Annotated in this window: 19 protein-coding genes; 12 read left to right on the top strand and 7 right to left on the bottom strand. The window is 69.7% G+C overall.

The annotated features are described in order from the left end of the window. Positions 1 to 83 precede the first annotated feature (83 nt). The 3 genes from KBO27_RS17975 to KBO27_RS17965 all read left to right on the top strand — a co-directional run bounded on the left by KBO27_RS17975 (position 84) and on the right by KBO27_RS17965 (position 2,713). Entirely contained in the window at positions 84 to 383 is a 300-nt protein-coding gene (locus tag KBO27_RS17975) for a helix-turn-helix transcriptional regulator (RefSeq protein WP_005456781.1), read from the top strand. Beyond that, positions 383 to 1,252: a DUF6671 family protein gene (locus tag KBO27_RS17970; protein WP_005456780.1), complete on the top strand. Its 870-nt coding sequence runs from the start codon at positions 383 to 385 to the stop codon at positions 1,250 to 1,252. The genes KBO27_RS17975 and KBO27_RS17970 overlap by 1 nt, the downstream gene beginning before the upstream one ends. A 72-nt stretch (positions 1,253 to 1,324) precedes the next feature. After that, positions 1,325 to 2,713: a UDP-N-acetylmuramoyl-tripeptide--D-alanyl-D-alanine ligase gene (locus tag KBO27_RS17965; RefSeq protein WP_005456779.1), complete on the top strand. Its 1,389-nt coding sequence runs from the start codon at positions 1,325 to 1,327 to the stop codon at positions 2,711 to 2,713. Here KBO27_RS17965 and KBO27_RS17960 read toward each other — a convergent pair. Continuing rightward, on the bottom strand, positions 2,618 to 3,733 hold the full coding sequence (locus KBO27_RS17960) for an L-threonylcarbamoyladenylate synthase (protein ID WP_005456778.1): 1,116 nt from the start codon (positions 3,731 to 3,733) through the stop codon (positions 2,618 to 2,620). The two genes, KBO27_RS17965 and KBO27_RS17960, sit on opposite strands and share 96 nt — an antisense overlap. A 152-nt stretch (positions 3,734 to 3,885) precedes the next feature. Continuing rightward, entirely contained in the window at positions 3,886 to 5,202 is a 1,317-nt protein-coding gene (locus KBO27_RS17955) for a bifunctional folylpolyglutamate synthase/dihydrofolate synthase (RefSeq protein ID WP_005456777.1), read from the bottom strand. Positions 5,203 to 5,416: 214 nt separating this feature from the next. On the opposite strand from KBO27_RS17955, the gene KBO27_RS17950 reads away from it, so the two are divergent. Next, a complete protein-coding gene (locus KBO27_RS17950) occupies positions 5,417 to 6,427 on the top strand; it encodes a TerC/Alx family metal homeostasis membrane protein (protein WP_225950578.1) in 1,011 nt (336 codons plus the stop codon). A gap of 409 nt (positions 6,428 to 6,836) precedes the next feature. On the opposite strand, the gene KBO27_RS17945 is transcribed toward KBO27_RS17950, so the two are convergent. Together KBO27_RS17945 and KBO27_RS17940 are read right to left on the bottom strand one after the other, a co-directional pair. After that, positions 6,837 to 7,316 carry a helix-turn-helix transcriptional regulator gene (locus KBO27_RS17945; RefSeq protein WP_177242873.1) on the bottom strand — a complete coding sequence of 160 codons (480 nt, stop codon included), beginning with the start codon at positions 7,314 to 7,316 and terminating at the stop codon, positions 6,837 to 6,839. A gap of 88 nt (positions 7,317 to 7,404) precedes the next feature. Continuing rightward, on the bottom strand, positions 7,405 to 7,902 hold the full coding sequence (locus KBO27_RS17940; RefSeq protein ID WP_005456773.1) for a hypothetical protein: 498 nt from the start codon (positions 7,900 to 7,902) through the stop codon (positions 7,405 to 7,407). Between the two features lie 269 nt (positions 7,903 to 8,171). On the opposite strand from KBO27_RS17940, the gene KBO27_RS17935 reads away from it, so the two are divergent. Both KBO27_RS17935 and KBO27_RS17930 read left to right on the top strand, forming a co-directional pair. Then, on the top strand, positions 8,172 to 9,221 hold the full coding sequence (locus KBO27_RS17935; RefSeq protein ID WP_005456772.1) for a TerC family protein: 1,050 nt from the start codon (positions 8,172 to 8,174) through the stop codon (positions 9,219 to 9,221). Positions 9,222 to 9,321: 100 nt separating this feature from the next. Then, on the top strand, positions 9,322 to 9,729 hold the full coding sequence (locus KBO27_RS17930) for a bacteriophage spanin2 family protein (protein ID WP_005456771.1): 408 nt from the start codon (positions 9,322 to 9,324) through the stop codon (positions 9,727 to 9,729). Positions 9,730 to 10,243: 514 nt separating this feature from the next. On the opposite strand, the gene KBO27_RS17925 is transcribed toward KBO27_RS17930, so the two are convergent. The 3 genes from KBO27_RS17925 to KBO27_RS17915 are packed head-to-tail and all read right to left on the bottom strand — an operon-like array spanning position 10,244 to position 12,409. Beyond that, the gene (locus KBO27_RS17925) at positions 10,244 to 10,759 is read right to left on the bottom strand and encodes an NUDIX hydrolase (protein WP_113694550.1); all 516 of its coding nucleotides are present in this window, start codon (positions 10,757 to 10,759) and stop codon (positions 10,244 to 10,246) included. Beyond that, positions 10,752 to 11,111 (bottom strand): hypothetical protein, encoded by a 360-nt coding sequence (locus KBO27_RS17920; protein WP_073575400.1) that lies wholly within the window; start codon positions 11,109 to 11,111, stop codon positions 10,752 to 10,754. The genes KBO27_RS17925 and KBO27_RS17920 overlap by 8 nt, the downstream gene beginning before the upstream one ends. Before the next feature lie 14 nt (positions 11,112 to 11,125). Next, positions 11,126 to 12,409: a helix-turn-helix domain-containing protein gene (locus KBO27_RS17915; RefSeq protein WP_112276300.1), complete on the bottom strand. Its 1,284-nt coding sequence runs from the start codon at positions 12,407 to 12,409 to the stop codon at positions 11,126 to 11,128. A gap of 450 nt (positions 12,410 to 12,859) precedes the next feature. Between KBO27_RS17915 and KBO27_RS17910 the strand changes: the two genes are divergently transcribed. From KBO27_RS17910 to KBO27_RS17885, 6 genes are all read left to right on the top strand, one after another. Beyond that, positions 12,860 to 13,045, top strand: a complete 186-nt coding sequence (locus KBO27_RS17910) for an FxLD family lanthipeptide (protein ID WP_009151814.1) — start codon at positions 12,860 to 12,862, stop codon at positions 13,043 to 13,045. Positions 13,046 to 13,126: 81 nt separating this feature from the next. Further along, positions 13,127 to 16,240: a lantibiotic dehydratase gene (locus KBO27_RS17905; protein ID WP_186361385.1), complete on the top strand. Its 3,114-nt coding sequence runs from the start codon at positions 13,127 to 13,129 to the stop codon at positions 16,238 to 16,240. Then, the gene (locus tag KBO27_RS17900; protein ID WP_091679561.1) at positions 16,237 to 17,487 is read left to right on the top strand and encodes a lanthionine synthetase C family protein; all 1,251 of its coding nucleotides are present in this window, start codon (positions 16,237 to 16,239) and stop codon (positions 17,485 to 17,487) included. The genes KBO27_RS17905 and KBO27_RS17900 overlap by 4 nt, the downstream gene beginning before the upstream one ends. 45 nt (positions 17,488 to 17,532) lie before the next feature. Beyond that, the gene (fxlM, locus tag KBO27_RS17895; RefSeq protein ID WP_091679559.1) at positions 17,533 to 19,626 is read left to right on the top strand and encodes a methyltransferase, FxLD system; all 2,094 of its coding nucleotides are present in this window, start codon (positions 17,533 to 17,535) and stop codon (positions 19,624 to 19,626) included. Positions 19,627 to 19,631: 5 nt separating this feature from the next. After that, positions 19,632 to 20,756, top strand: coding sequence for a hypothetical protein (locus tag KBO27_RS17890; RefSeq protein WP_075849513.1), 1,125 nt, complete (start codon positions 19,632 to 19,634; stop codon positions 20,754 to 20,756). A 159-nt stretch (positions 20,757 to 20,915) separates the two neighbouring features. Further along, the gene (locus tag KBO27_RS17885; RefSeq protein WP_205215079.1) at positions 20,916 to 21,467 is read left to right on the top strand and encodes a methyltransferase domain-containing protein; all 552 of its coding nucleotides are present in this window, start codon (positions 20,916 to 20,918) and stop codon (positions 21,465 to 21,467) included. The last annotated feature ends 68 nt before the right edge of the window (positions 21,468 to 21,535 follow it).

Raw genomic sequence — 21,535 nt, 5'->3', positions numbered from 1 at the left:
TACGCGATATGAATCATACGACATTGATGACGTGCTTTGGCAAGCGTGACATGCGTTACCCCCGACGAGGTACAGTTGCGGCCATGCAGGAGTGGACGTTCTTGACCAATCACGCCCACGTACTGCTGTGCGTGGTGCGGGATCCACAAGTTCGGTTGCGGGATGTGGCCGAGGTGGTGGGCATCACCGAGCGGGCGGCGCAGCGCATCGTGGCCGACCTCGTCGAGGCGGGCTACCTGGAACGCACCAGGGAGGGGCGGCGCAACCGGTACCGGTTGCATCCGGATTTGCCGCTGCGGCACCCGATGGACCGTGACACCGCCATCGGGCAGCTCGTGGCCCTGCTCACCGGCATCGACGCCCGATCCGGCAACCTCGTGTAATGCTCGCCGTGCACCCCTACGCGGGCGCACCGGTCGCGATGGCCACCCGACACGGCAAGCAGCGAGCCCTCGCTGCCGCCCTGGCGCGGATCCCCGGCATGCGGCTTGTGCTCGCCCACGATGTGGACACCGATCAGCTCGGCACCTTCACCGGTGAGATCCCCCGCGCCGGGTCGGCGGCCGAGACCGCGGTCCGCAAGGCGCGCCTCGCGATCGAGTCGACCGGCCTCGGACTCGCCGTGGCCAGCGAAGGCTCCTTCGGCCCGCACCCGGTCGCGCCAATGCTGAGCGCCGGCCAGGAGATCCTCGCCTTCCTCGACACGGTGCGGGACGTCTGCATCCTGGAGCGCCGAACCACACCGACGAACTTCAGCCACACCACGACCCGCCGCCTCGACGAGGAAACCGACGCCTACCTGGCGCGCGTCGGTTTCGGTGCCCACGCGGTCATCGTCCGTCCCCACAGCCCCGCCGACGTGCGGGCTCCAGGCCCCATCTGCAAGGGCATCCAGACCCGTGCCGACCTCGATGCGGCGATCAGCCGGTGCACCGCGCACTCCACCGATGGCCTGGCGCGACTGGAGACCGACATGCGCGCGCACGTCAACCCCACCCGCATGCGGGAGATCAGCGTGCTCGCCCACCAACTCGCCTCGCGTCTGGCCACCCTGTGCCCGGCCTGCGGCACCCCCGGATTCGGCCCGGTGGACCGCGAACCTGGTCTGCCCTGCGGCACGTGTGGCGAGCCCACCCGCCTGACCCTGGCAACGATCCACGGGTGTGCCCGCTGCCCGCACCGCGGCCGCCACCCTCGCGATGACGGCCAACGACGTGCCGATCCCACGTTCTGCGAATGCTGCAACCCGTAACCCCCGGACACCACCCCCGCAGACCCACCCGGCCGGCCCCAGCCACTGCACGTCCGAAGGAGCGTCACCACGATGATCCCCCTGACCGCCGCCGCGATCGCCGCGGCCACCGACGGTCACCTCGTCCCGGGGACCGACCCGTCGCTGCTGGTGACCGCACCCGCCAGCATCGACTCCCGCCAGGTCCACCCCGGCGGCGTGTTCGCCGCCCTCCCCGGCCGGCGCACCGACGGGCACTACCACGCATCAGCGGCCCTCGCCGCGGGAGCCGCCCTGGTGCTGGCCGCACGCCCGGTGCCCGCCCCTGCCGTCCAGGTCACCGACGTGACCCGCGCGCTCGGCGACCTGGCTCGCCACGTGGCAGACCGACTGCCGGCCACCGTGATCGGCATCACCGGGTCGAACGGCAAGACCACGACCAAAGATCTCGCCACCCAGGTCCTGGCACACCACGGCCCGGTCGCCGCCACAGACCGCTCCTTCAACAACGAGCTCGGTTTTCCCCTCACTGTCCTGCGCGCCACCCCCGACACCCGCTACCTCATCCTGGAAATGGGCGCCCGGGGCCGTGGACACCTCAGCTACCTGTGCGGCCTGGTCACCCCCCACGTCGGGGTCGTGCTCAACGTCGGCACCGCCCACCTCGGTCAATACCCCGACGGGCAAACCGGGATCGCCGCGGCCAAAAGCGAACTACTGACCGGGCTCCCCTCTGCAGACCACGGTGGGCTGGCCATCCTCAACGCCGACGATCCGCTCGTCGCCGCGATGGCCCCGCTCACCCCCGCCCGCACCCGCTGGTGGAGCCAGCGCCCCCACCCCAACGGCGTATACGCCCGAGATGTGCACGTCACGCCGCGCGGCCGGGCGTGCTTCACCCTGCACACTCCCGAGGGCACGGCACCCGTCACGCTCCGCCTGACCGGCCGGCACCACGTCGGCAACGCCCTCGCCGTCGCCGCCCTCGCCCTCGGCCTCGGCCTTGACCACCACACCATCGCCGATGCCCTGAGCGCCGCTGAACCCGCCAGCGGCGGGCGCATGCAAACCATCGTGCGGGGCGACGGGGTCACGCTCCTCCACGACGCCTACAACGCCAACCCCGACTCCATGGCCGCCGCGCTGACCACCCTGAGCACCATGTCCGCCCGCCGCCGGATCGCCGTCCTCGGCGAGATGGCCGACCTCGGCGACCACGCCGCTGGCGCCCACCACCACCTCGGCGTGCTCGCCGCACGCGCCGGCCTCGACGTCCTGATCACCATCGGCACCCGGACCGCGCCTCTGATCGCCGACGCGGCCGACACCGAGCACAGCACCCTCGACATCATCGCCGTTCCCGACAGCCAGGCCGCCCACGACGTGCTAAGTCGAATCCTTCGTCCCGACGATCTCGTCCTGATCAAAGCATCCCGCGCCGCCCACCTCGAACACCTCGTCGCCGCGCTCAGCAACCGCTGAGCAGCCCGGAGTCGCGGCCGTCTGGCTGCGCGACCCGGCCGCTCGGCGGAGCCGATCCGCGATCGCCAATCCGAGCCCGTCCGGGGTAGGAACCGAGGCCACCACGACCTCGCACTCATGCCGGTCGAAGTCACGGAGGAACTCGAAAAGCCGCCGCGCGTACCGCGCACCCGAGTCCGGCACCGCGATAACGCGCTGCCCGGCACACGCACCGGCACCGCCCGCGAACTCGGGCGGCAGCAGGACGCCGACGCGCCGGCCCTGCGCTGCCAGGTACTCGGCGTGGCCGATCACCTGGCCCGGCTCGACCAGGACAACCCGTGCCCTCGGCGCGTAGTGCGACGGATGCTGGCCCGGAACGCGTACGGCACTCCTCGCCCGCACCGGCACGGAGCAACCCAGTGCGCGCTCAAGATCCTCTCGTGTCACGCCGCCTGGGCGCAGTATCGCAGGTGCGCCGGTGAGGTCGACGATCGTGGACTCGACACCCACCGCACAGGGGCCGCCGTCCAGCACGTAGTCGACGTCGGCGCCCAACCCGTCGCCAACATGAGCAGCCGCCGTGGGACTGACCGAGCCGAAACGGTTGGCCGATGGCGCCGCCACACCGCCACCGAACGCCGTGAGCAGCGCGCGGGCGACCGGATGGTCGGGCACCCGCAGCGCGACCGTCTCCAGACCGCCGGTGACCGCGCGGGGAACACGGCGGCCCCGACGAAGAACCAGGGTCACCGGGCCAGGCCAGAAACGGTCAGCGACGCGGCGCGCCGCGTCGGGCACCTCCGCGACCCAGTCGGGGAGCTGACGCGCCCCGCTGAGGTGCACGATCAGCGGGTGCGTCGAGGGCCGCCCCTTCACGGCGAAGACACGCTCCACCGCGTCGACGTTCTCCGCGTCCGCGCCGAGCCCGTACACGGTCTCGGTCGGGAACGCGACCAGCCCACCCGCGCGCAGGGTGCCAGCAGCGCGTTCCACATCGAGTCCCACGCGCTCAGGCGCGATGCCTGGTTGATCCGACATCACCCGTTCACCCCTCACCACTGCAGTCTGACACACCACCGGCTCGCGCGATCACCGTTGCCCCCGCGCCGCCGGACCCATTTCGAGACCGGATCTCGTACCCTCTCTTCCCGATCAGCACGCGCGGCGCTCAGCCCGGGCAGCACGGGTGGTCACGTCACCAGCGCTCGCACGACGGGCAGCGCCTCGCCGATCACATAGAGCGACCCGGTAACTACCGTGAGCGTGCTATCATTCGCCGCCGCCGCGCGGCGCACCGCATCACCCACATCCGCCTCGACCGCGACCGATCCTGCGCCCACCGCCCGCGCGGCGGCGGCGAGCCTGGCGAGCGGCACCGCTCGCGGTGTCCGGGGCGAGGTGCAGATCACCCAGTCACCAGCCCCGACCCCCAGGGCACTCAGAAACGCCTCCGGCGCGCGGGTCCCGGTCATACCGACCACCACGGTGCGGGAGACGCCGTCGAACCGCTCCCGCAGCGCCCGTGCCAGCGCGGTGGCCGCTTCCTCGTTGTGGGCGCCGTCCATCAGCACAGGGCCGGGGGTGTGGACAAGCTCAAAGCGGCCCGAAGCCCGCAGCGCCCCGCAGACCGCCCGCACCACCTGGTCGGCCACCGGCCGGGCCAGCCACACCTCGGCGGCGGCCAACGCCGTCGCCGCGTTCGCCGCCTGCCACGGTGCCAGCAGACGCAGGAAAACGTCGTCATAAGTCGCCCCGGGCGTGAACAGCGACACCGTCCGGCCATCCGCGACCGGCGCGTCGGCGGCCACGCCGAAGTCACGATCCACGGTCACCACGCGCGAGGGGCGGCGGCCCAGGAACGGCGGGTGCATGGCCGGGTCCGCTTCGGCTAGCACCACGGTCGCGCCCTCAGGAACCGCGCCAGCCTCAGCCACGGCGTTGTCCCACCGCGTGTCACCGAAGTACTCGACGTGGTCGACGCCCACCGACGTGACCACCACCAGGCCGGCGCCGAGCGCGGCGGTCGCGTCGCCGCTGCCACCCAGACCGGTCTCGACCACCGCGACATCAACACGTTGGTCGGCGAACCAGCCCACCGCGGCCGCGGTCATCAATTCGAACCAACTGGGCCGCCCCAGCTCTGACGCGGTGCGCTCGTCCGCCACCAGCGGGTCGAGCACCGCCGCCAACTCGTCGTCGGTGATCGTGACACCATCGATGGTGATCCGCTCCTGCGGCCGGTGCAGATGAGGACTGGTGTACAACCCGACCCGCAGTCCACTGCCCGCCAGCACCGCGGCCAGGATCCGGGCGGTCGTGCTCTTGCCGTTGGTGCCGGCCACCAGGATCACCGGCACCCGCTGCTCGGGCCGGCCGAGCGTGCGCAGCAGCCGCTCGATGACCACGGTCGTCGGGGCCTGCGACACCACCCCACCAGCAGCGACCCCCACCCCCCGCTCATGGTCGACGTGACCGTCCAGCCACTGCCATACCCCGGCGCGCCTCACGCCACCGATCCTAGATCCACCCCCGATCAACCTTGACAGCCACATTCCGGCCAGTGACACTGCGTGCAGAGGGGAGTACTTCCCTAAGTGTCTGCCTGGTCAATACGGACACCCCATGGTGTCCCCGGGCGACCGCCCTCACCAGGGTGAAGGAGACCTCGAACGTCGTCCGTGCGCGGAGGTCTTCGTGCCCTTTCATCCCGTGGTGTCGTCTCTGTCCGTGGCCGCGCCCGCCGACTCGGTGGGGTCCTCGTCGATCGGGTCGCCCTGGTTGTGGGTCGCCAGCATCGCCGTAATACTCGGCCTCCTCGTCACCGATTTCGCCGTCACCCGCCGTCCCCACGAGGTGTCGATACGGGAAGCGATTGGCTGGTCGGTGTTCTATCTCACGCTGCCCGTCCTGTTCGGGATCTGGCTGTGGGCGGTGTTCGACAGCGGGCCGGCACTGGAGTTCATCACCGGCTTCGTGGTGGAGAAGTCACTGTCGGTGGACAACCTGTTCGTGTTCATGCTGATCCTGGCCGGGTTCGCGGTCCCGTCCCCCATTCAGCAACGGGTGCTGCTGTACGGCATCGCCGGTGCCCTGGTCCTGCGGGGCATCTTCATCGCGGCGGGCGCGGCGCTGCTGCAGGCAGGCACCTGGGCGTTCCTCCTCTTCGGCCTGATCCTGCTCGTGTCCGCGGGCAAGATCCTGCACGAGGTGCACACCGGTTCGGCCTTCGCGGGCCGCGACGTATCCCAGATGCGTATCGTGCGACTGCTCCGCAGGTTCATGCCCGTCACCGACGACTACCGAGGCACCCGGCTGACCGTACGGGAGCACGGACGACGCGCGCTCACGCCGCTTGCGGTGGTGGTCGCCGCGGTGTTCGTGACCGACGTGGTGTTCGCCGTGGACTCGGTCCCCGCGGTCTACGGCATCACCGCGGACCCCTACCTGGTATTCGCCACCAACGCCTTCGCGCTGCTCGGCCTGCGCGCGCTCTACTTCGTGCTCCACGCCACGCTGGCCAAGCTCGTCTATCTCAACCACGGCCTGGCGGTCATTCTCGCGTTCATCGGTCTGAAACTGGTGTTGCACTGGGCCCACGGAATCTGGCCGGCCACCCCGCAGATCCCCACGCCGGTCTCCCTCGCTGTCATCGTGGCCATCCTCGCCGTCGTCATCGCGGCGAGCCTGCGCACCCGCCGCCGAGCCGAGCAGCACGTGATTGAGAAGGACTGACCATGTTCACCATGCTCACCGGATTCCTCATCGACATCGCTGTCACGGCACTCATTCTGCTGGCGTTGGTCATCACCTGCGCAGCGTTGGTGCCGCCCCGCCCGCCACGATGAACACACGCCGTCCCGGGTGGCGTGTCAGTGTGGGGTGCGAAGCGAGAGGGGCGCTGGTCGTCGCGAGGTCCTGTCCGCACACCGCCCGGCCACGCCACGTAGCCCTTGCCAGGGCGTGCTTGGTGGTGCTGGCGTCGGTGGCGTGAGGTTTCCTGGACCCGCGCGGTGGGGCGGCGGGTGCCTGCGCCGGATCCGGGTCGGCCAGATCGTGTTGACGACGCGGGGCTTGGTCGTTGAGGTACTCCCCCTCAACGTCGAGAATGACGAACTGTGGTTCGTTTACCAAGGGTGGCGAGTTATCCGGTGCGGCGACGACGCGGAGGAGTCGAGGCGCCGTCAGCCGAAGCATCACGAGCATCGTCAGGGGTGGCGGGACCGACGGCGGTGATGAGGTCGGCGATGCGGTGGTGGGCTTCCAGCGGGTGGCGCAGATGGCCGTCGGGGTTGATGCGGTAGTGGTTGCGGCGGCCGACTTTGGTGCGCTCGATGTAGCCGCCCTGGATGAGGTCGGTGAGGATGAGCTGGACGGCGCGGGTGGTGATGCCGACCTTCTGGGCGATGACGGGCAGGGTCTGGTGCGGGTCGGCGGCCAGGCAGAGCAGCACGTGGGCGTGGTTGCTCAGGAACATCCACGACCCTGGCGTCTGCGACGCGGCGGCGTCGGCCGGTTCCGCACCAGCATCCACCACGCCAGAATCCACCGTGCCGGAGTCGGTGGGATCCGAGCCCGCTGGGGTGGGGAGGGCGTGGTCGGGTGGGGGTTCGGCAGGCCGCATGGGGCCGACCATAAGGCATTCCTTCCACTCTCGATGCCGCTGTCGGCGCGGGGTCCGGATCGGCGGGGAGCTGCTCGACCGGGTGTGATCAGACCAGCATCGCGTCGGGCAGGGTGTGCTCGTCTGCGCGGCGGATCCGCAGCCGAGGTTGAGTGAGGCCGAGCAGGTACTGGCAGGTCGCAGGCGTGAGGAGCTCGGCGCGAGGATGGGCGGGCAACACGAGCACGTCGGCGTCGTGCACTCGGCACAGTCGCAGCAGGGCGGCGGCCACGCGCCGATGCCGGCCGCCCGGCCCGCGACGGTGATGCCACGCGGTGGTGTGGATCCGCACGCCCCGCTCGGCCAGCCCGGATGACGGGAGCCGTGACAGCGCGGGAGCGAGCGCCGCGGCGGTGACCTGCTCCCGGCGGACCTGCTGCCAGGCGATCAGCCGCGCGTTGAGCGTGAGCCCCGGCGGCGGGTGCAGCACGGCGAGCACGAGGTGGCCGTGGTCGGCGATCAGTTCGACCGCCGCGGGCAGCTCGGCGGCCGGCGCGGGATCGGTGGCGTCGACGACGCAGACGAGGGTTGTGCACTGGGCGGGCATCAGCGGACCTGCTTTCCACGGCACGGATCGAGGAGGCCGCGCGCTGGCCTCATTTCCAGATTGACGAAGTACGGTTCGCCAGTCAAGCCTTGACAGGCGAACCGTATTTCGTCATTCTGGTGGTGCGGAGGGGAGTACCCACCACGTCCGGGATCGTCATTACGGCAGTTCGATGGCTGCCCGGTCCCGGCGCCACCGGACCCAGCGCACGTGCTCTGGCGGTTGGGGAGACCTCCGGTTTCACTCGACGTGACCGGAGGTGCTTGACTGTGGTTGTTCCGTTGTGGGCGTGGGCCGCGGTGCTCGGCGTGATCCTGGTGATGCTCGCGATCGACCTGTTCGCCCACCGCCGCGCACACGTGGTCGGGGTCCGCGAGGCCGCCGCCTGGTCGGCGGTGTGGGTCGCGCTCGGCCTCGGGTTCGGCGCGATCGTGTGGTGGGCGTGGGGCAGCGAGTTCGCCGCCCAGTACTTCGCGGGCTACGTGATCGAGAAGTCCCTCGCGGTGGACAACGTGTTCGTCTTCGCGATCATCTTCGGCTACTTCGCCGTTCCCCGCGAGTACCAGCACCGCGTGCTGTTCTACGGCGTGCTCGGCGCACTGGTGTTCCGGGCGGTGTTCATCGCCGCGGGCTCGGTGCTCATCGCGTCCTTCGCCTGGATCCTGTACGTGTTCGGCGCCTTCCTGGTCGCCACCGGTGTCCGGATGGCCGTGCACCGCAACGAGACCATCGACCCCGACCGCAGCGTCGTGCTGCGCCTGTTCCGCAAGGTCATCCCCACCACCGAGGAGTACCACGGGCAGAAGTTCCTGGTGCGCCAGGCCGGGCGCTGGGTGGCCACCCCTCTGTTGGCGGTGCTGGTGCTGGTCGAGGTCACCGACATCGTCTTCGCCGTCGACTCCATCCCGGCGATCTTCGCCATCACCCAGCAGCCGTTCCTGGTGTTCACCTCCAACGCCTTCGCCATCCTGGGCCTGCGCGCCATGTACTTCCTGCTCGCCGACCTGATGCACCGCTTCATCTACCTCAAGCTAGGCCTCGCCCTGGTGCTGGTGTGGGTCGGCATCAAGATGCTGCTGCTCGACCTCTACAAGATCCCCACCTGGTTCTCGCTGGCCGTGGTCGCCCTCCTGCTCGCCGTCGCCGTCACGGCCAGCTGGATCCGCACCCGCACCACCCCGGCCACCCCAGCGGCTGCCTCTGCCGATTCGCTGGCCGGTGCGGAGCCCGACACGGTCACGACCGAGCCAGCCCAAACCGGGGCGGCCGCAGCCGAGACGGCCCCGTCCTCGCCCACTGGCCTGTCGACGCGCGACTGACGCGCGTCGACCGCCCCGGTGCCGCCCACCGCTCACTCCCCCCACCAGCGGTGGGCGGCACCACCCCACAGACCCAGCCCATCCGGAAAGGAACCCGCTCATGCGCATCTCGACTCGATGGACCTCTGTGCTGCTCGGCGTGGGCGTCGTGGCGGCGATCAGCGGCTGCGGCGCTGTCCAGCAGGCCGGCGACACCGCCGGTTCGGCCGCGGACACCGTGACCGGCGCGGTCGCCGCCGCCGAGGTGTGTAGCGACGCGCTGGCACTGGTCGCCAACCCGCCCGACCTCAGCGCACCGCAGGCCGCACTGGACCAGGCGCACACCACCGCCACCGAGCTCACCGACCTGGCCGCGACCACCAGCGACACCGACATCGGCCGCGCCATCACCGACCTGGCCGCCACCCTGCAGACGGCCACCCTGGACACCCTCACCAGTGCTCCAGCCGCCTGGCTGCAGACCAGGGCCGATCAGGCCGCCGCGCTCACCACCGCCTGCGCGCCCTGACCAAGTAGGGTCACGGGCACGACAGGAAGCAGCCCGTGATGAGCACCGTCGGCGACCCCGCTGAACGTTCGTCGGTCGTCCCTCCCTTCCAGGTGAGCGGCCCACTCGCAGGCGAGGTCAGGTTGTCGAGAGCTCCACCCCAAGCTCCTGGGCGAGGGTTTCCTGGGTGAAGCCGAGAGCCTCGCGCCGTGCTGCGAGAGCATCTCGTCGTATCGCCATAATCACTCCCAGATTCGCTAGCGCACCCACGCTACCCGGCGTTGATCGGACCTGATCAGCGGCCATGTCAACGACGAAACGGCGGACGTTCACGTCCGGACGTGCGACCCAGACCGCCCATGAAAACGCCAGAGCGGGATGGTGCTTGGGACGATCTGTGCTTGTCCGCAGGGGCCGCCACCAACTAAAGCTGTCGACGGCGCGTGAAAACTGACCCCGGCGTGGCGCCTAACCCAGGTGCCGCCAGGGGGTCAAGATTCGCCCGCCGTTGACACTAAAGCCCCGCCCGACAGGATCAGCGCGCCTCGACCGCGTGCTCTGCCGCGAGCCTGCGCACATACGCGCGGATTCGGTCGCGATCCTCGGGGAACACGCTCTCCCACGATTCGTCCAGGTCGACCCACTTCGGCGGCTGTCCCTTCTCCCCGCCGAGTGGCGCGTCGCGGTTGATGACGGCTCCGTAGGACAGGCTCAGCGTTGGCGTCCAGTCGGCGCGGAAAGAGCGGACAGCGACGGCCGCCGGCACTGACAGCAGCTCGCCCAGCAGGCCGGTCTCCTCCAAGAGTTCACGGGCTGCTGCGGCTCGAGGCGTCTCGCCTGGCTCGACGGTTCCGCCAGGCGGTACCCAGCCTCGCACCCGGTGCCGCACGAGCAGCACGTGGCGGTGCTCCGGGTCGGTGACCCAGACCTCGGCTGCGAGCGGCTCCAACGCGGTCGAACGTGCGTGTAGCCACGCCTGAGCGTCGTCGTACTCGGTCTCGGCAAGGCGAGCATCGACGGCCGCAGCGTCGATCGTCGCCTGGTCAGGCATCGCGTTCGATGCGCTCGAAGATGTCGATATCCGTCGCCTTCTGCCAGTCCGGCAAATCGTTCCAGTCCGCGACGTACGACGGCTTCGGCTCGGGGAAGTGCTTGAAGATCTGGCCGATCCAGCACAACGCCACAAAGCGGCCTTTCTGGTCTGGGGTCAGTTTGGTGGTGGCGCCGTCGGTGGCCTTGATGAAGGCGACGACCTGGTCGTACACGGCGGTCGCGGCGTCGCGTTCCCAGTCGGGGGTCTGGTCCCACGGGGTGATGTAGCCAGGCTTCGGCTCACCGGGGTAGTGCTTGGTGACTCCGGCGATCCACGCCTCGCGGAACACGCGGCCACGGTCGTTGTGCATTCGGTCGTCCTCCATCACGCGGCGCGGTTGCCGACGAGTTTGGTGATCTCGGCATCGAGTCGCTGGATTTGTTGGTCGTTGAGCAAGGAAGCAAGGTGTGGCTGAAGGACCCGCAGCTTCTGTGCGATGACCCCCGAGCGGGTCTGGCGGGCGGTAGTCAGGACGGTGTCGGCGTAGGTGACGACCTGGTCCGGGTCGCGACGGTGCACGCCGATCATCGCCAGGTCGGTCAGGACGCCTGCTTTCCGGCGGGCGGTCAAGGTGCCCTGCAGGGCGTCGACCAGAGCCGCTTCAGCTAGGTCGTGGCGGCCCAGCGTGACGTAGCAGGTTCCGCGTTCTTCAGCCAAGCGGGAGCCATCAAACCGGAGCCAGCCGCCGTTGTGCACCTGGCCCCGTAGGCGCTGGACCTCAGCAGCGGTGTCGAGGGCATGTTGGCAGGAGTCAAAGTCGCCGAGGCCGGCGAAGGTCTCGGCCTGCACCACGGCGACCCAGTGTCGGGTCGACAGGCTGGGGTCGCCTCGACGTGCGATGGTGGCGGCCACGTCGAGCATCGGCGCGGCATCCGCGAATCGGCGCTCGTACACGGCGACGAAAGCATGCCTGGTCAACGCGCAGGCCCACAGGTCGGAAGCGACGGCCTCCTTGCTCGCTGTTGCCGCAAGCGTGTAGCAGTGAGCGGCGTCGGTGTATCGGTTGCCGTCGAAGAAGATTTCCCCCGCCAACTGGAAGAGGTCGGCGGTCAGCTCGCAGAGCCGTTGTCGGATGGTCGGTGTCTGCGGTCGTCGCAAGGAGTCGCTGAGTACACCGAGTTGGGCTCGGACCAGCGGCAGCACCTGGGCCTTGGTCGGCGACAGTGCGTACACGCGCCACAGGTGGGAGTTGAGCTGGGCGAACTCCGCTGCTCCCGCCGTGTCCACCGTGCCCGCGTGAGCTGTGGCGGCGAGCCGGTCGACGTCGCCGAGTACTGTCTCGCCAGCAGGCAGCGCGAGCAACGCGCCGGTCATGCTGAACAAGCGCAGCAGGTCACGACGGTTCATGTCGTCGGCCTCCGCAGGGTCGGCTGGTTCAGTGGCAACGGTAGAAGCTTGCCGGTTCGGCGTGAGCAACGCATCCAACTGGTCGAGGCTCACATCGAGGGTCTTAGCCAAACACGGTCGACGGTACGGCTGCGGGGTCAGGGTGCCGCGTTCCCAGCGTCCGACCGTGGAGAACTCCACGCCCACCGCCGCGCCGAAGCTCTCCTGGGTGTAGCCCATCTGCTCACGCCGCGCGGCGAAGGCATCTCGTCGGTCACTCATGAACACCACCTCACCCCGTCGGTCACCTGCCACGATAGCCAGCTACGGGTCAAGGCTGATCACCCGCTCGGCGAGCTGTACCCGTTCGGACTACCGCCTCTGAAAAGGCGTTTATGCAGGTCAGAGGTGATGACGCCTCATTGCCGCCTCATCGACGCCGCGTCGGCGCTCTGGCTATCGTTGATCACCAGGGGTTTGACTGATATCGCTGCGGTCCGGGCGAGCTTCCGCTTCGGCGCAGCCCGAGTATCCGGAAGCGTCTTTCACCGGGACGTGCCGTCGAGGGGTGTGTGGTGGTAGGACTGCCCTCCACTTCGATGGAATTCCGCTCGCGGGTGTGCTGGCGGGAGCGCTCGGTACCTCGGTCGAGTTCCGGGCTGGTCCGCCTGGCGGGCGAAGTCACGGCCGACTCGCCGGGACTCGGAGCGTAAAACCCACGAAGGAGGATCTGTGACGGTTCAGATGGAGTGGTCGCCGACCACGGTGGCCACGCCCGCCGCGGAGGTCGAGATGGGCTCGGAGTTCGACCTCGACATCACGCTGGTCGAGGTGGTGGACCCGGCGCATCTGATCAACATGACGGATGACGGCTGCGGGACGACGTGCGAGAAGTCGACCTGCATCAGCGCCGCCTGATTGTCACGAGCGACCGGACGCCCGCCAGGGGCTTCTTGGGCGGGCGTCCGGTTTCCATCCGTCGCTTTGGAGAGGTGTCCCGTGTCCACGGCCTTGCCCGACCGCGTCGGCTTTCGAGCCGCGGGTGGCCTGTTGGTCCGGGCTGTTGCAGAGGGCGAGCTGAAACTTCCGCCGTGGCCGACGCTGACCGCGACCGGGGCCGACGCCGTCACCGCGTGGGTGGACTGGCTGCGCGAAGTGTGGGAGGTCGAAGCCGTCCGTGACGCCATCGGCCTGGCCAGCCCTGTCCTTGCTGACCGCGTCCACAACCTGTGTGGCGCTCAGGTTGCCAGCGAGCGCGAATCCCGGCGCGTGGTGCTGTCCGTTCTGCGGTACCTGGCACGGTTGACCGGCCGTCCGACTCCCAACGGCTTGTTCGCCGGGGTCACCGCCGCGCGGTTCGACGCGGATCCCTCTCAGCGTTGGGGTGATGATCATCGCGCGGACGCTGCGGCCGACGCCGGGTGGCTGGCCGAGGTCATCCGACGGTTGGAAGGTCAGGCCGAGATCCTGGAGCGCTTGGTCCTCGTCGCGAACTCCACGTTGATGGTGCGCGGTGAGCGGCTTGTGGTTCCGTACCAGCCGACCGTCAACCATCGAGGCACCGGCGCAGTCGAAGTCGAACTTCGCTACACCGGCCCGGTGCGCGCGGCCGTGCGAGCTGCGCGGACACCGATTCCTTTCGATGACATGCGCGAGCAGGTACAGGCCGAGTTCCCGAGCACCGCCGGGAGCACGGTGACCGGCTTGCTGGCCACGTTGGTCGCTCGTCGCGTGCTCGTCACCAACCTCCATGCGCCGAGCACGGAGCCCGACGCACTTGGCCACTTGGTGCGCGAGCTGGCCACGGTCGGCGAGGCTGCCACCGAGCGGTGCATGACGCTGAACGACATCCACGACATGTTGCGGCGACATCGGAACAGCCCAGCGGAAGCGCGGCGCAGGCTACGGACCGACGCCGCCGCGTCCATGAGCCGCCTGGCTCCGTCACGGCGGAGCCCAGTCACGGTCGACCTGCGGCTGGACCTGGACGTCGTGCTCCCCAGCGCAGTCGCCCGCGAAGCGGAACGTGCCGCGCTGGTCCTGGCGCGCCTGACCTCCCGCGCCAGCGGTACGGCAGCCTGGGCGGACTTCCACCGACGCTTCTACCAGCGGTTCGGCACCGGCGCACAGGTGCCACTGCTCGAGGTCATTGCCGACAGCGGGATCGGCTGGCCTGACGGCTACCCCGGCACCAGCGGAGTGGTCACACGACCCCAGCAGACGCCTCGGGACGAACGGCTGCTGGCGTTGGCCCAGGCCGCCGCGTTGGACGGTCAGCAAGAGGTCGTCCTCGGCGAGAGGTTGATCGCCGAGCTGGAGCTGGCGCCTGTGCACTCGATGCGGCTGCCCTCGCACCTCGAGTTGTGCGCCCGTGTCGACTCCCCGAGCCTGCAAGCCCTGAAGCAGGGCAACTTCCAGCTCGTCGTTACCTCAGTCTCGCGATCGGCCGGCGTCGTCAGCGGCCGTTTCCTGCACCTGTTCGACGAACACGACCGCCGAATGCTGATCACGCCGCTCGCCCCGCCCGCGTCTGACGGGGTAATCCAGGCCCAGTTGTCATTCCCGCCTCTGGACCCCGCCACCGCACACGTCGCCCGCAGCGCCCAGGTCCTGCCAACCATCGTCAGCCTCGCCGAACACCGCGACACCGCCGCGTCAACGGCGGTCCTCACGGCGGCGGACTTGGCGGTCAGTTGCGACAGCGACCGCCTGTATCTGACCGCACCCGCCCTCGGCGCGAGGGTCGAAGCGTGGGGCTTGCACGCACTCAACCTACGCAAACACACTCCGCCGCTGGCCCGCCTCCTGGTCGAACTGACCCGCGCACACTGCGCGGAGGTCACCGACTTCGACTGGGGCACGGCGGCCACGTTGCCGTTTCTTCCTCGGCTGCGCTTCGGCCGCATCGTGCTGTCCCCGGCCCGGTGGCGGTTGGCCGCAGCCGACCTTCCCGACCGGACCTCCAGCTGGGCGACCTGGGACAGCGCCCTGGCCGAGTGGCGCACCCGCCGCCGCCTCCCGCAGGCGGTGTTCCTGGTCGACGGGGACTGGCGGTTGCCGCTCGATCTCGTCGAGGACGCACACCGGGTCCTGCTGCGCGAGCACCTCGGTACCCACCCCCACGCGGTGCTGGAGGAAGGACCCGCTGAGGACGCCGCCGGATGGCTCGATGGCCGTGCTCACGACGTCGTCGTGCCCATGGCCAGCTGTCAGCCGCAGGCCACGACGCGGCCACCGCGCCCGACGCCCCAGCGGATCGTCCGGCCAGGTGAGCACGGGCTGTCGCCGGGTGGTTCCCCCATGCTGTTCGCCAAGCTCTACGGCGACCCGCAACGTCACAACACCGTGCTCGCCAAGCACCTGCCCGCACTGCTGGCGGAGTGGGGCGATGCCCAACCGCGGTGGTGGTTTCTGCGATTCCGCGAGGGCAACGAGCACTACCTGCGCTTGCGGATCAGTCTCCTCAGCACTGAGCCAGTGGTGTTCGGCGAGGCGGCCGGCCGGGTCAGCGCCTGGGCCGACCGGCTCCGCCGCCTCGGCCTGCTGCGCGACATCGCTTTCGCGACCTCCTACCCGGAGACCGGCCGCTGGGGCTCAGGTGCGGCACTATCAGCCGTCGAGGCGTTCTTCACGGCTGACTCCCGCGCCGTGCTCGCCGAGCTCGCCTGGCCCGCGCGACCGCACGACCATGCTCTGGCCGCGGCGAACTTCGCCGCCATCGCCGTCGCCTTCATGGGAGGGACCGAGGCCGGGATGCGGTGGCTGGTCGACCATGTCCCGGCCAAACCTCCTACCGTCGTGCCCCGGCCGGTGTTCACCGAGGCACAATGCCTCGCCGACCCCTCCGAGAATTTCCGCGCCTTGCGCAGCACGCCGGGTGCGGCTTCGGTCGTCGCGACATGGGCCGAGCGCGCCCAGACCGTAGCTGCCTACCGAGCGCACCTGTCCGGGGCTGAGGCCGAGGGCGTCGACCCGGACGCCGCCTTGGGCTCGTTGCTGCACACGCACTTCCTGCGGGCCTACGGCATCGAGCCCGACGACAAGGCGGTGTGCCTTTACCTGGCCCGGACCGCGGCCCTGACCTTCGCCGCCCGCACCGGAGGACCGCGATGAACGCCGACCTCGCCTCGGATGCCGCGGTCGAGTACGCGACGGGGATCGCCGATCGCCTCGCCCGGCCGGACGCCCCCCACCTGCCCACGGACGAGCCGTGGTGGCACCAATCCCTCGCCCACGGCGCTCCTGGTGTGGCACTGCTGCACATCGAGCTGGCAGCCGCCGGGATACGGCCGTTCGACCGCGCCCATGACTGGCTGACCGCCGTCACCAGCAAGCCGATCACCGCCGGAGCGAGCACCGGCTTGTTCTACGGCGCGCCGGCAGTCGCGCGCGCCCTCGCGGGAGCCGCCACAGTCCGTCCCGGCACGTACCAGTCCGCCCTCACGCCCTTGACCCGGCAGATCGCCGCCGACGCCCACAACCGCGTCGACAAGGCCCACGAGCGCATGGACGTCGTCGGGATGTTGCCGCAGATGGCCGAGTTCGACACGATTCGGGGCCTCGCTGGTCTCGGTGCCCATCTGCTGCACCACGACCCCGACGGCACCGCCCTGCCGGCCGTTCTGGGCGCCCTCGTGCGGCTCACCCAACCGGTGATGGTCGAAGGAGAGGCCCTGCCGGGGTGGTGGACCCTCACCGGTCCCACCGGCCACGAGGACGACGAGTTCCCCGGAGGCCACGGCAACTTCGGCGTAGCACACGGCATCGGCGGCCCGCTGGCACTGCTGGCCCAGGCCCTGCGCCGGGGCATCGCCGTGGACGGGCAGCGCCAGGCCGTCGCGACGATCTGCGCGTGGCTGGACTCCTGGCGCATAAGCACTCCGAGCGGGCACCGGTGGCCCTACATGGTCACCCGAGACGAGGCGCGTTCGACGCCGATGTACGTGCGGCACAGCGGGGCCAGCCGACGCCCGAGCTGGTGCTACGGAACAGCGGGCATCGCCCGCACCCTGCACCTCGCCGCCCTGGCCCTCGACGACGCCGATCGCCGCCAGATCGCCGAGGAAGCCGTGATCAGTGCGGTGACCGACCCGGAACAGGATGCGTTGATCAGCGACGCTTCGCTGTGCCACGGCTACGCCGGACTCGCCCGGATCACCGCTCATACCGCCATCGACACACCGGAGCCGGCCGCTTCCCGACTCCGCGCGCTGGCCACCGAGATGCTGCACCGCGCCTGCGCCCAGGCCGTTCCCGAAGGCCCCGGCTTCCTCGAAGGCGCTGCCGGGGTCGGCCTAGCTGCCCTCGCCGCTGAGATCGAGCCCGCGACAGGCTGGGGCACCGGCCTGCTCATCACCTGATCCGTCCGAACGCGATCCGTCCGACCGAGAGGAGATTCCGCGCTGATGCTGCCGGACAGCTGGCACCACTACCTGGTCGAGTTCGCCGACCCGACCACGGCCGAGCACACCGCCGCGACCCTGCTCGTACCCGCTCTCGACCAGGCCCAACAGGACGGCGAACTCGACACGTGGTGGCACCTGCGCAAGACACCCGCCTGGCGGCTGCGTTACCAACCGGTCAACCCCGAGACGAAAGCGGTCGACACGCTGCTGTCCGACCTGGAGGCCGATGGGCATCTCGCGCGCTGGACTCGCGGCATCTACGAACCCGAAACCCTTGCCTTCGGTGGACCCGCCGCGATGGACATCGCGCACTCGCTGTTTCACCACGACAGTCGCCACTGCCTCGCCCGTGCCACGAAACCCGCTGCCTTGGGTCAGAGAGAGACCACCGTCCTGCTGTTCAGCTCGATGCTGCGCGCCGCCGGGCTGGACTGGTTCGAGCAGGGCGACGTCTGGGACAAGGTGGCTGCGCTCCGGCCCACCGCCCAACCCCACTCCAACAACTCTCCGCACACCGAGCGGTTGAGCCAAGCCGTGCGCCGACTGATGACCACCAACACGCACAAGGTCGCCGACGTCGCCCCCGACGTGGTTCCCGAGACCTGGTGGACAGCGTTCGACACGGCCGGTCGCCAACTCGCCGAACTCGCTCGCGCCGGACACCTCGAGCGGGGCCTGCGCGCCGTCCTGGCGCACCACTTCATCTTCCACGCCAACCGCGCCGGTCTCTCCGGCACCGACCAGGCCACCCTCGCCGCGCTGGCCGTCGACACCGTTTTTTACAGCACGCCTACCCGGCAGGCACCAGCCGGGACCACCTCCAACACCGTTAGGGTTCCCGCAATGACAACCACCGTCAGTGACGCTTCCACCGGCTCCGCCGACGAGCTGCGTACCAAGCTCGCCGACCGCCTCGTCAAGGACGGCACCGTCCGCACCGACGCTGTGGAGGCCGCGTTCCGGCAGGTGCCCCGACACCTGTTCCTGCCCGACGTCCCCCTGGTCGAGGCGTACGCCGACGAGCCCGTCTACACCAAACACGAGGGCGACGGCACCCGAATCAGCGCCGCGTCCCAGCCCAAGATCGTCGCCATGATGCTCGAACAGCTCGGCATCCAGCCCGGCGAACGGCTGCTCGAACTCGGCGCGGCCACCGGCTACAACGCCGCCCTGATGGCCACCCTCACCGGCGCCGACGGGCATGTCACCACGATCGACATCGACGAGGACCTCGTCGCCGGAGCACGCGAGCACCTGGCCGCAGCCAGCATCGACAACGTCGAGGCGGTCGCCGCCGACGGCGCACTCGGCCACCCAGAAACTGCGCCTTTCGACCGCGTCATCGCTACCGTCGGTGCCCACGAGGTCCCGGCTGCCTGGCTCGACCAGCTCACACCCGGCGGACGTCTGGTAGCTCCGGTGCGCCTGCGTGGTTGTGCCTCTCGCAGCATCGTCTTCGAACGCGACCAGGACGGCTGGCGCAGCCTGGGCAGCGAGATGGCGATCTTCATGCCGCTGCGTGGCCTTGGCGACGACGCTCGCCGCGTTCTGGACCTCACCGGCACCGGGGAGGTGACGCTGCAAATCCATAAGGACAACAACCACGCCACCGACCCGGACACCCTGACCGGCGTCTTCGACAGCCCTGCCTGCGAAGTGTGGACCGGCGTGCACTTCGTCCCGATGGAATCCTTCGAATGGCTGGATCTCTGGCTGGCTTGCCACCTGCCCAACCCGCTGATGCGCATGGAGGTCGCTCCCGCTGCGAAGGAAAGCGGCCTTGTGCGGCCGATGTTCCCCTCGGTGGCGATGGCCACCACCGCCGCCGACGGCAGCCTCGCCTACCTCACCATCCGCGCCGCGGACCCCGATCCGGACGGCGGCCGACGCTACGAGGTCGGCGTCATCGGCCACGGCCCCAACGCGCAGGAACTCGCCGAGCAGGTCTCGGTCGAGATCTCGACTTGGGACCAGGGCTTCCGCGCCAGCACCGTCCGATTCGCCATTCCCGACACCGCGCCCCAGCCGGACACCAACCCCGGCTTCGTGGTCCTGGACCGCCCCACCAAGCCCATGACCGTCACCTGGGAGTGACGCCCGTGGACCCCGCCGGCCAGTTCGCCCGCCGCTTCCCCCTCGTTGCCCGAACCCGCCCGGCCTGCCTCCCGCTGGCCCGGCGGGTGGCCGAGCTGTGCGACCGAGCACGCCAAGTCGAGCACAGCGGCGAGCTCGCCGAAGCCGCCGCCGTGCACAACAACGCGGCGCTCATCGCCTCCGACTGCGGCCTGCCCGAACTGGCCCGGCGGTGGTGCCACCAGCAGGTGAACATCTACCTGCGCGCCCGCCCCTTGGGCGCGCAGGTAGCCCGCCTCGCTCTCGAACCGATCACCAACCTCGCCCGCCTCTACATCCGCGAGGGTCAGGGCGAGCGCGCCTTCGCGCTGATCGACACCCTGTTCACCGCGGTCTCCGCCCGAACTGACGCCATCGTCGACGGCATCGAGATCCCGGCCGACCTCACCGACTCCGCCGAGACGCACCAGCACATCCGCAGCTGGCTGTGGGCAGTCCTGCTGGCCACCGGTGGCCGCGCTCTGGCCGCAGCCGGCCGCTGGGCGGAGGCACGCGCCCGGCTCGACGCGTACAAGGGCGTCGGGCGACGGATGCTTGACGGTCGCCAGATCGCGGTCATCGCCCACGCCGTATCCGGGGACACCGACAGCGCCCTCACCCTCTTGGCCGACACAACACCAGGAGACCCTTGGGAGAACGCCGTGACCGCCTGCCTGACCATCCAGTGCCACGGCGCCTCGGGCGTCGCCGATCTGCCCACGCTCCTGAACCAGTACCACCGACTCGACACCTCCGCGCCCGGCTTGGCGGTCTTCCACACACGGCTCGGGTTGTCCTTCATCGACGCCATCGGCACCGTTGACGATCCACCCGTGCACCAGATCGCCGTTGATCTGATCGACTACGCCGCCGCGACACGAGACGGATACGTCGCTCGCGATGTACTCGCCCACAATGGTTGCCGCGAGCTGCTCACCGACTCCCAAGCGCGCGAGTTGTCCGATTCGGTCGAAGCGTGCGCGCTCGGCAGCGGCACGCTCCCGGCCACACTGCTGGCAGACCTCACGACAGCACTAGCCTGCGCCGAAGAGGCCATGGCACGCAGCGTGAAGACGATGTCCTGCAACGTCAACGCTCCAGCGAACCCGTAGGGCGGGTCCTAGTGAAGCCGTTGCACCACAACGGGTTTGCTTCCTCGGCCCGAGAAACAGCCCGTGTCGATCACTAACGATGCCCGCCAACCCGACGATCGTTGATACGAAGGAACGATGCACACCACCACTACTTCGCCGGAAGCGCTACGTGCGGCAATGGTCGAGAGGATCCAGAAGGCCGGGCACGCAAAGCACAGCGACGTCGAGCGGGTTTTGCGCGACACACCGCGGCACGAGTTCGTGCCGGACGCCGACCTGGCGGTCGCTTACGACCCGTGGCAGGCGGTGGTCACCCACCGGTTCGAGGACGGCCGGTCGTTGTCCTGCGCGTCGGCACCTTGGCTAGTAGCCGCGATGCTCGACCAACTCGACGTCCAGCCGGGCAACCGCATCCTGGAGATCGGAGTGGGGACCGGTTACAACGCCAGCCTGCTCGCCCAGTTGACCGGCCGCGCGGACCTGGTGACCACCATCGACGTCGACCCGGACGTGACCGCGAAAGCCTCACAAGCGCTGGCCGCCGCCGGCTACGGCGACGTGCACGTGATCACTGGCGACGGCGGGCTCGGCTACCCCGACCACGCCCCGTACGACCGCATGATCGCCACGGTCTCACCGTGGGACATCCCCGCCCAGTGGTGGAAGCAGCTCGCACCTGGAGAACGGCTGGTCGCCCCGTTGCGGTTCCCTGTCAAGTCAGCTTGTTGAGCTTCTCACGGCCAGGCTGGCGGTGAGTCGATGGCTCTGGTGTTGTTGGAATCTGACACCGCATTGGC

The sequence above is a fragment of the Saccharopolyspora endophytica genome (assembly GCF_018070075.1).
Taxonomy (GTDB): Bacteria; Actinomycetota; Actinomycetes; order Mycobacteriales; family Pseudonocardiaceae; genus Saccharopolyspora; species Saccharopolyspora endophytica.
This window is presented reverse-complemented; position numbering and strand designations above follow the sequence as displayed.

Excerpts from the sequence above, each read along its gene's own strand:
- fxlM (WP_091679559.1), top strand. The coding sequence starts at position 17,533 with ATGCTGCCGGACAGCTGGCACCACTACCTGGTCGAGTTCGCCGACCCG.
- KBO27_RS17965 (WP_005456779.1), top strand. The coding sequence starts at position 1,325 with ATGATCCCCCTGACCGCCGCCGCGATCGCCGCGGCCACCGACGGTCAC.
- KBO27_RS17885 (WP_205215079.1), top strand. The coding sequence starts at position 20,916 with ATGGTCGAGAGGATCCAGAAGGCCGGGCACGCAAAGCACAGCGACGTC.
- KBO27_RS17930 (WP_005456771.1), top strand. The coding sequence starts at position 9,322 with ATGCGCATCTCGACTCGATGGACCTCTGTGCTGCTCGGCGTGGGCGTC.
- KBO27_RS17915 (WP_112276300.1), bottom strand. The coding sequence starts at position 12,409 with ATGAGTGACCGACGAGATGCCTTCGCCGCGCGGCGTGAGCAGATGGGC.
- KBO27_RS17940 (WP_005456773.1), bottom strand. The coding sequence starts at position 7,902 with ATGCCCGCCCAGTGCACAACCCTCGTCTGCGTCGTCGACGCCACCGAT.
- KBO27_RS17945 (WP_177242873.1), bottom strand. The coding sequence starts at position 7,316 with ATGCGGCCTGCCGAACCCCCACCCGACCACGCCCTCCCCACCCCAGCG.
- KBO27_RS17900 (WP_091679561.1), top strand. The coding sequence starts at position 16,237 with ATGAACGCCGACCTCGCCTCGGATGCCGCGGTCGAGTACGCGACGGGG.
- KBO27_RS17925 (WP_113694550.1), bottom strand. The coding sequence starts at position 10,759 with ATGCCTGACCAGGCGACGATCGACGCTGCGGCCGTCGATGCTCGCCTT.
- KBO27_RS17975 (WP_005456781.1), top strand. The coding sequence starts at position 84 with ATGCAGGAGTGGACGTTCTTGACCAATCACGCCCACGTACTGCTGTGC.
- KBO27_RS17920 (WP_073575400.1), bottom strand. The coding sequence starts at position 11,111 with ATGCACAACGACCGTGGCCGCGTGTTCCGCGAGGCGTGGATCGCCGGA.
- KBO27_RS17960 (WP_005456778.1), bottom strand. The coding sequence starts at position 3,733 with ATGTCGGATCAACCAGGCATCGCGCCTGAGCGCGTGGGACTCGATGTG.
- KBO27_RS17970 (WP_005456780.1), top strand. The coding sequence starts at position 383 with ATGCTCGCCGTGCACCCCTACGCGGGCGCACCGGTCGCGATGGCCACC.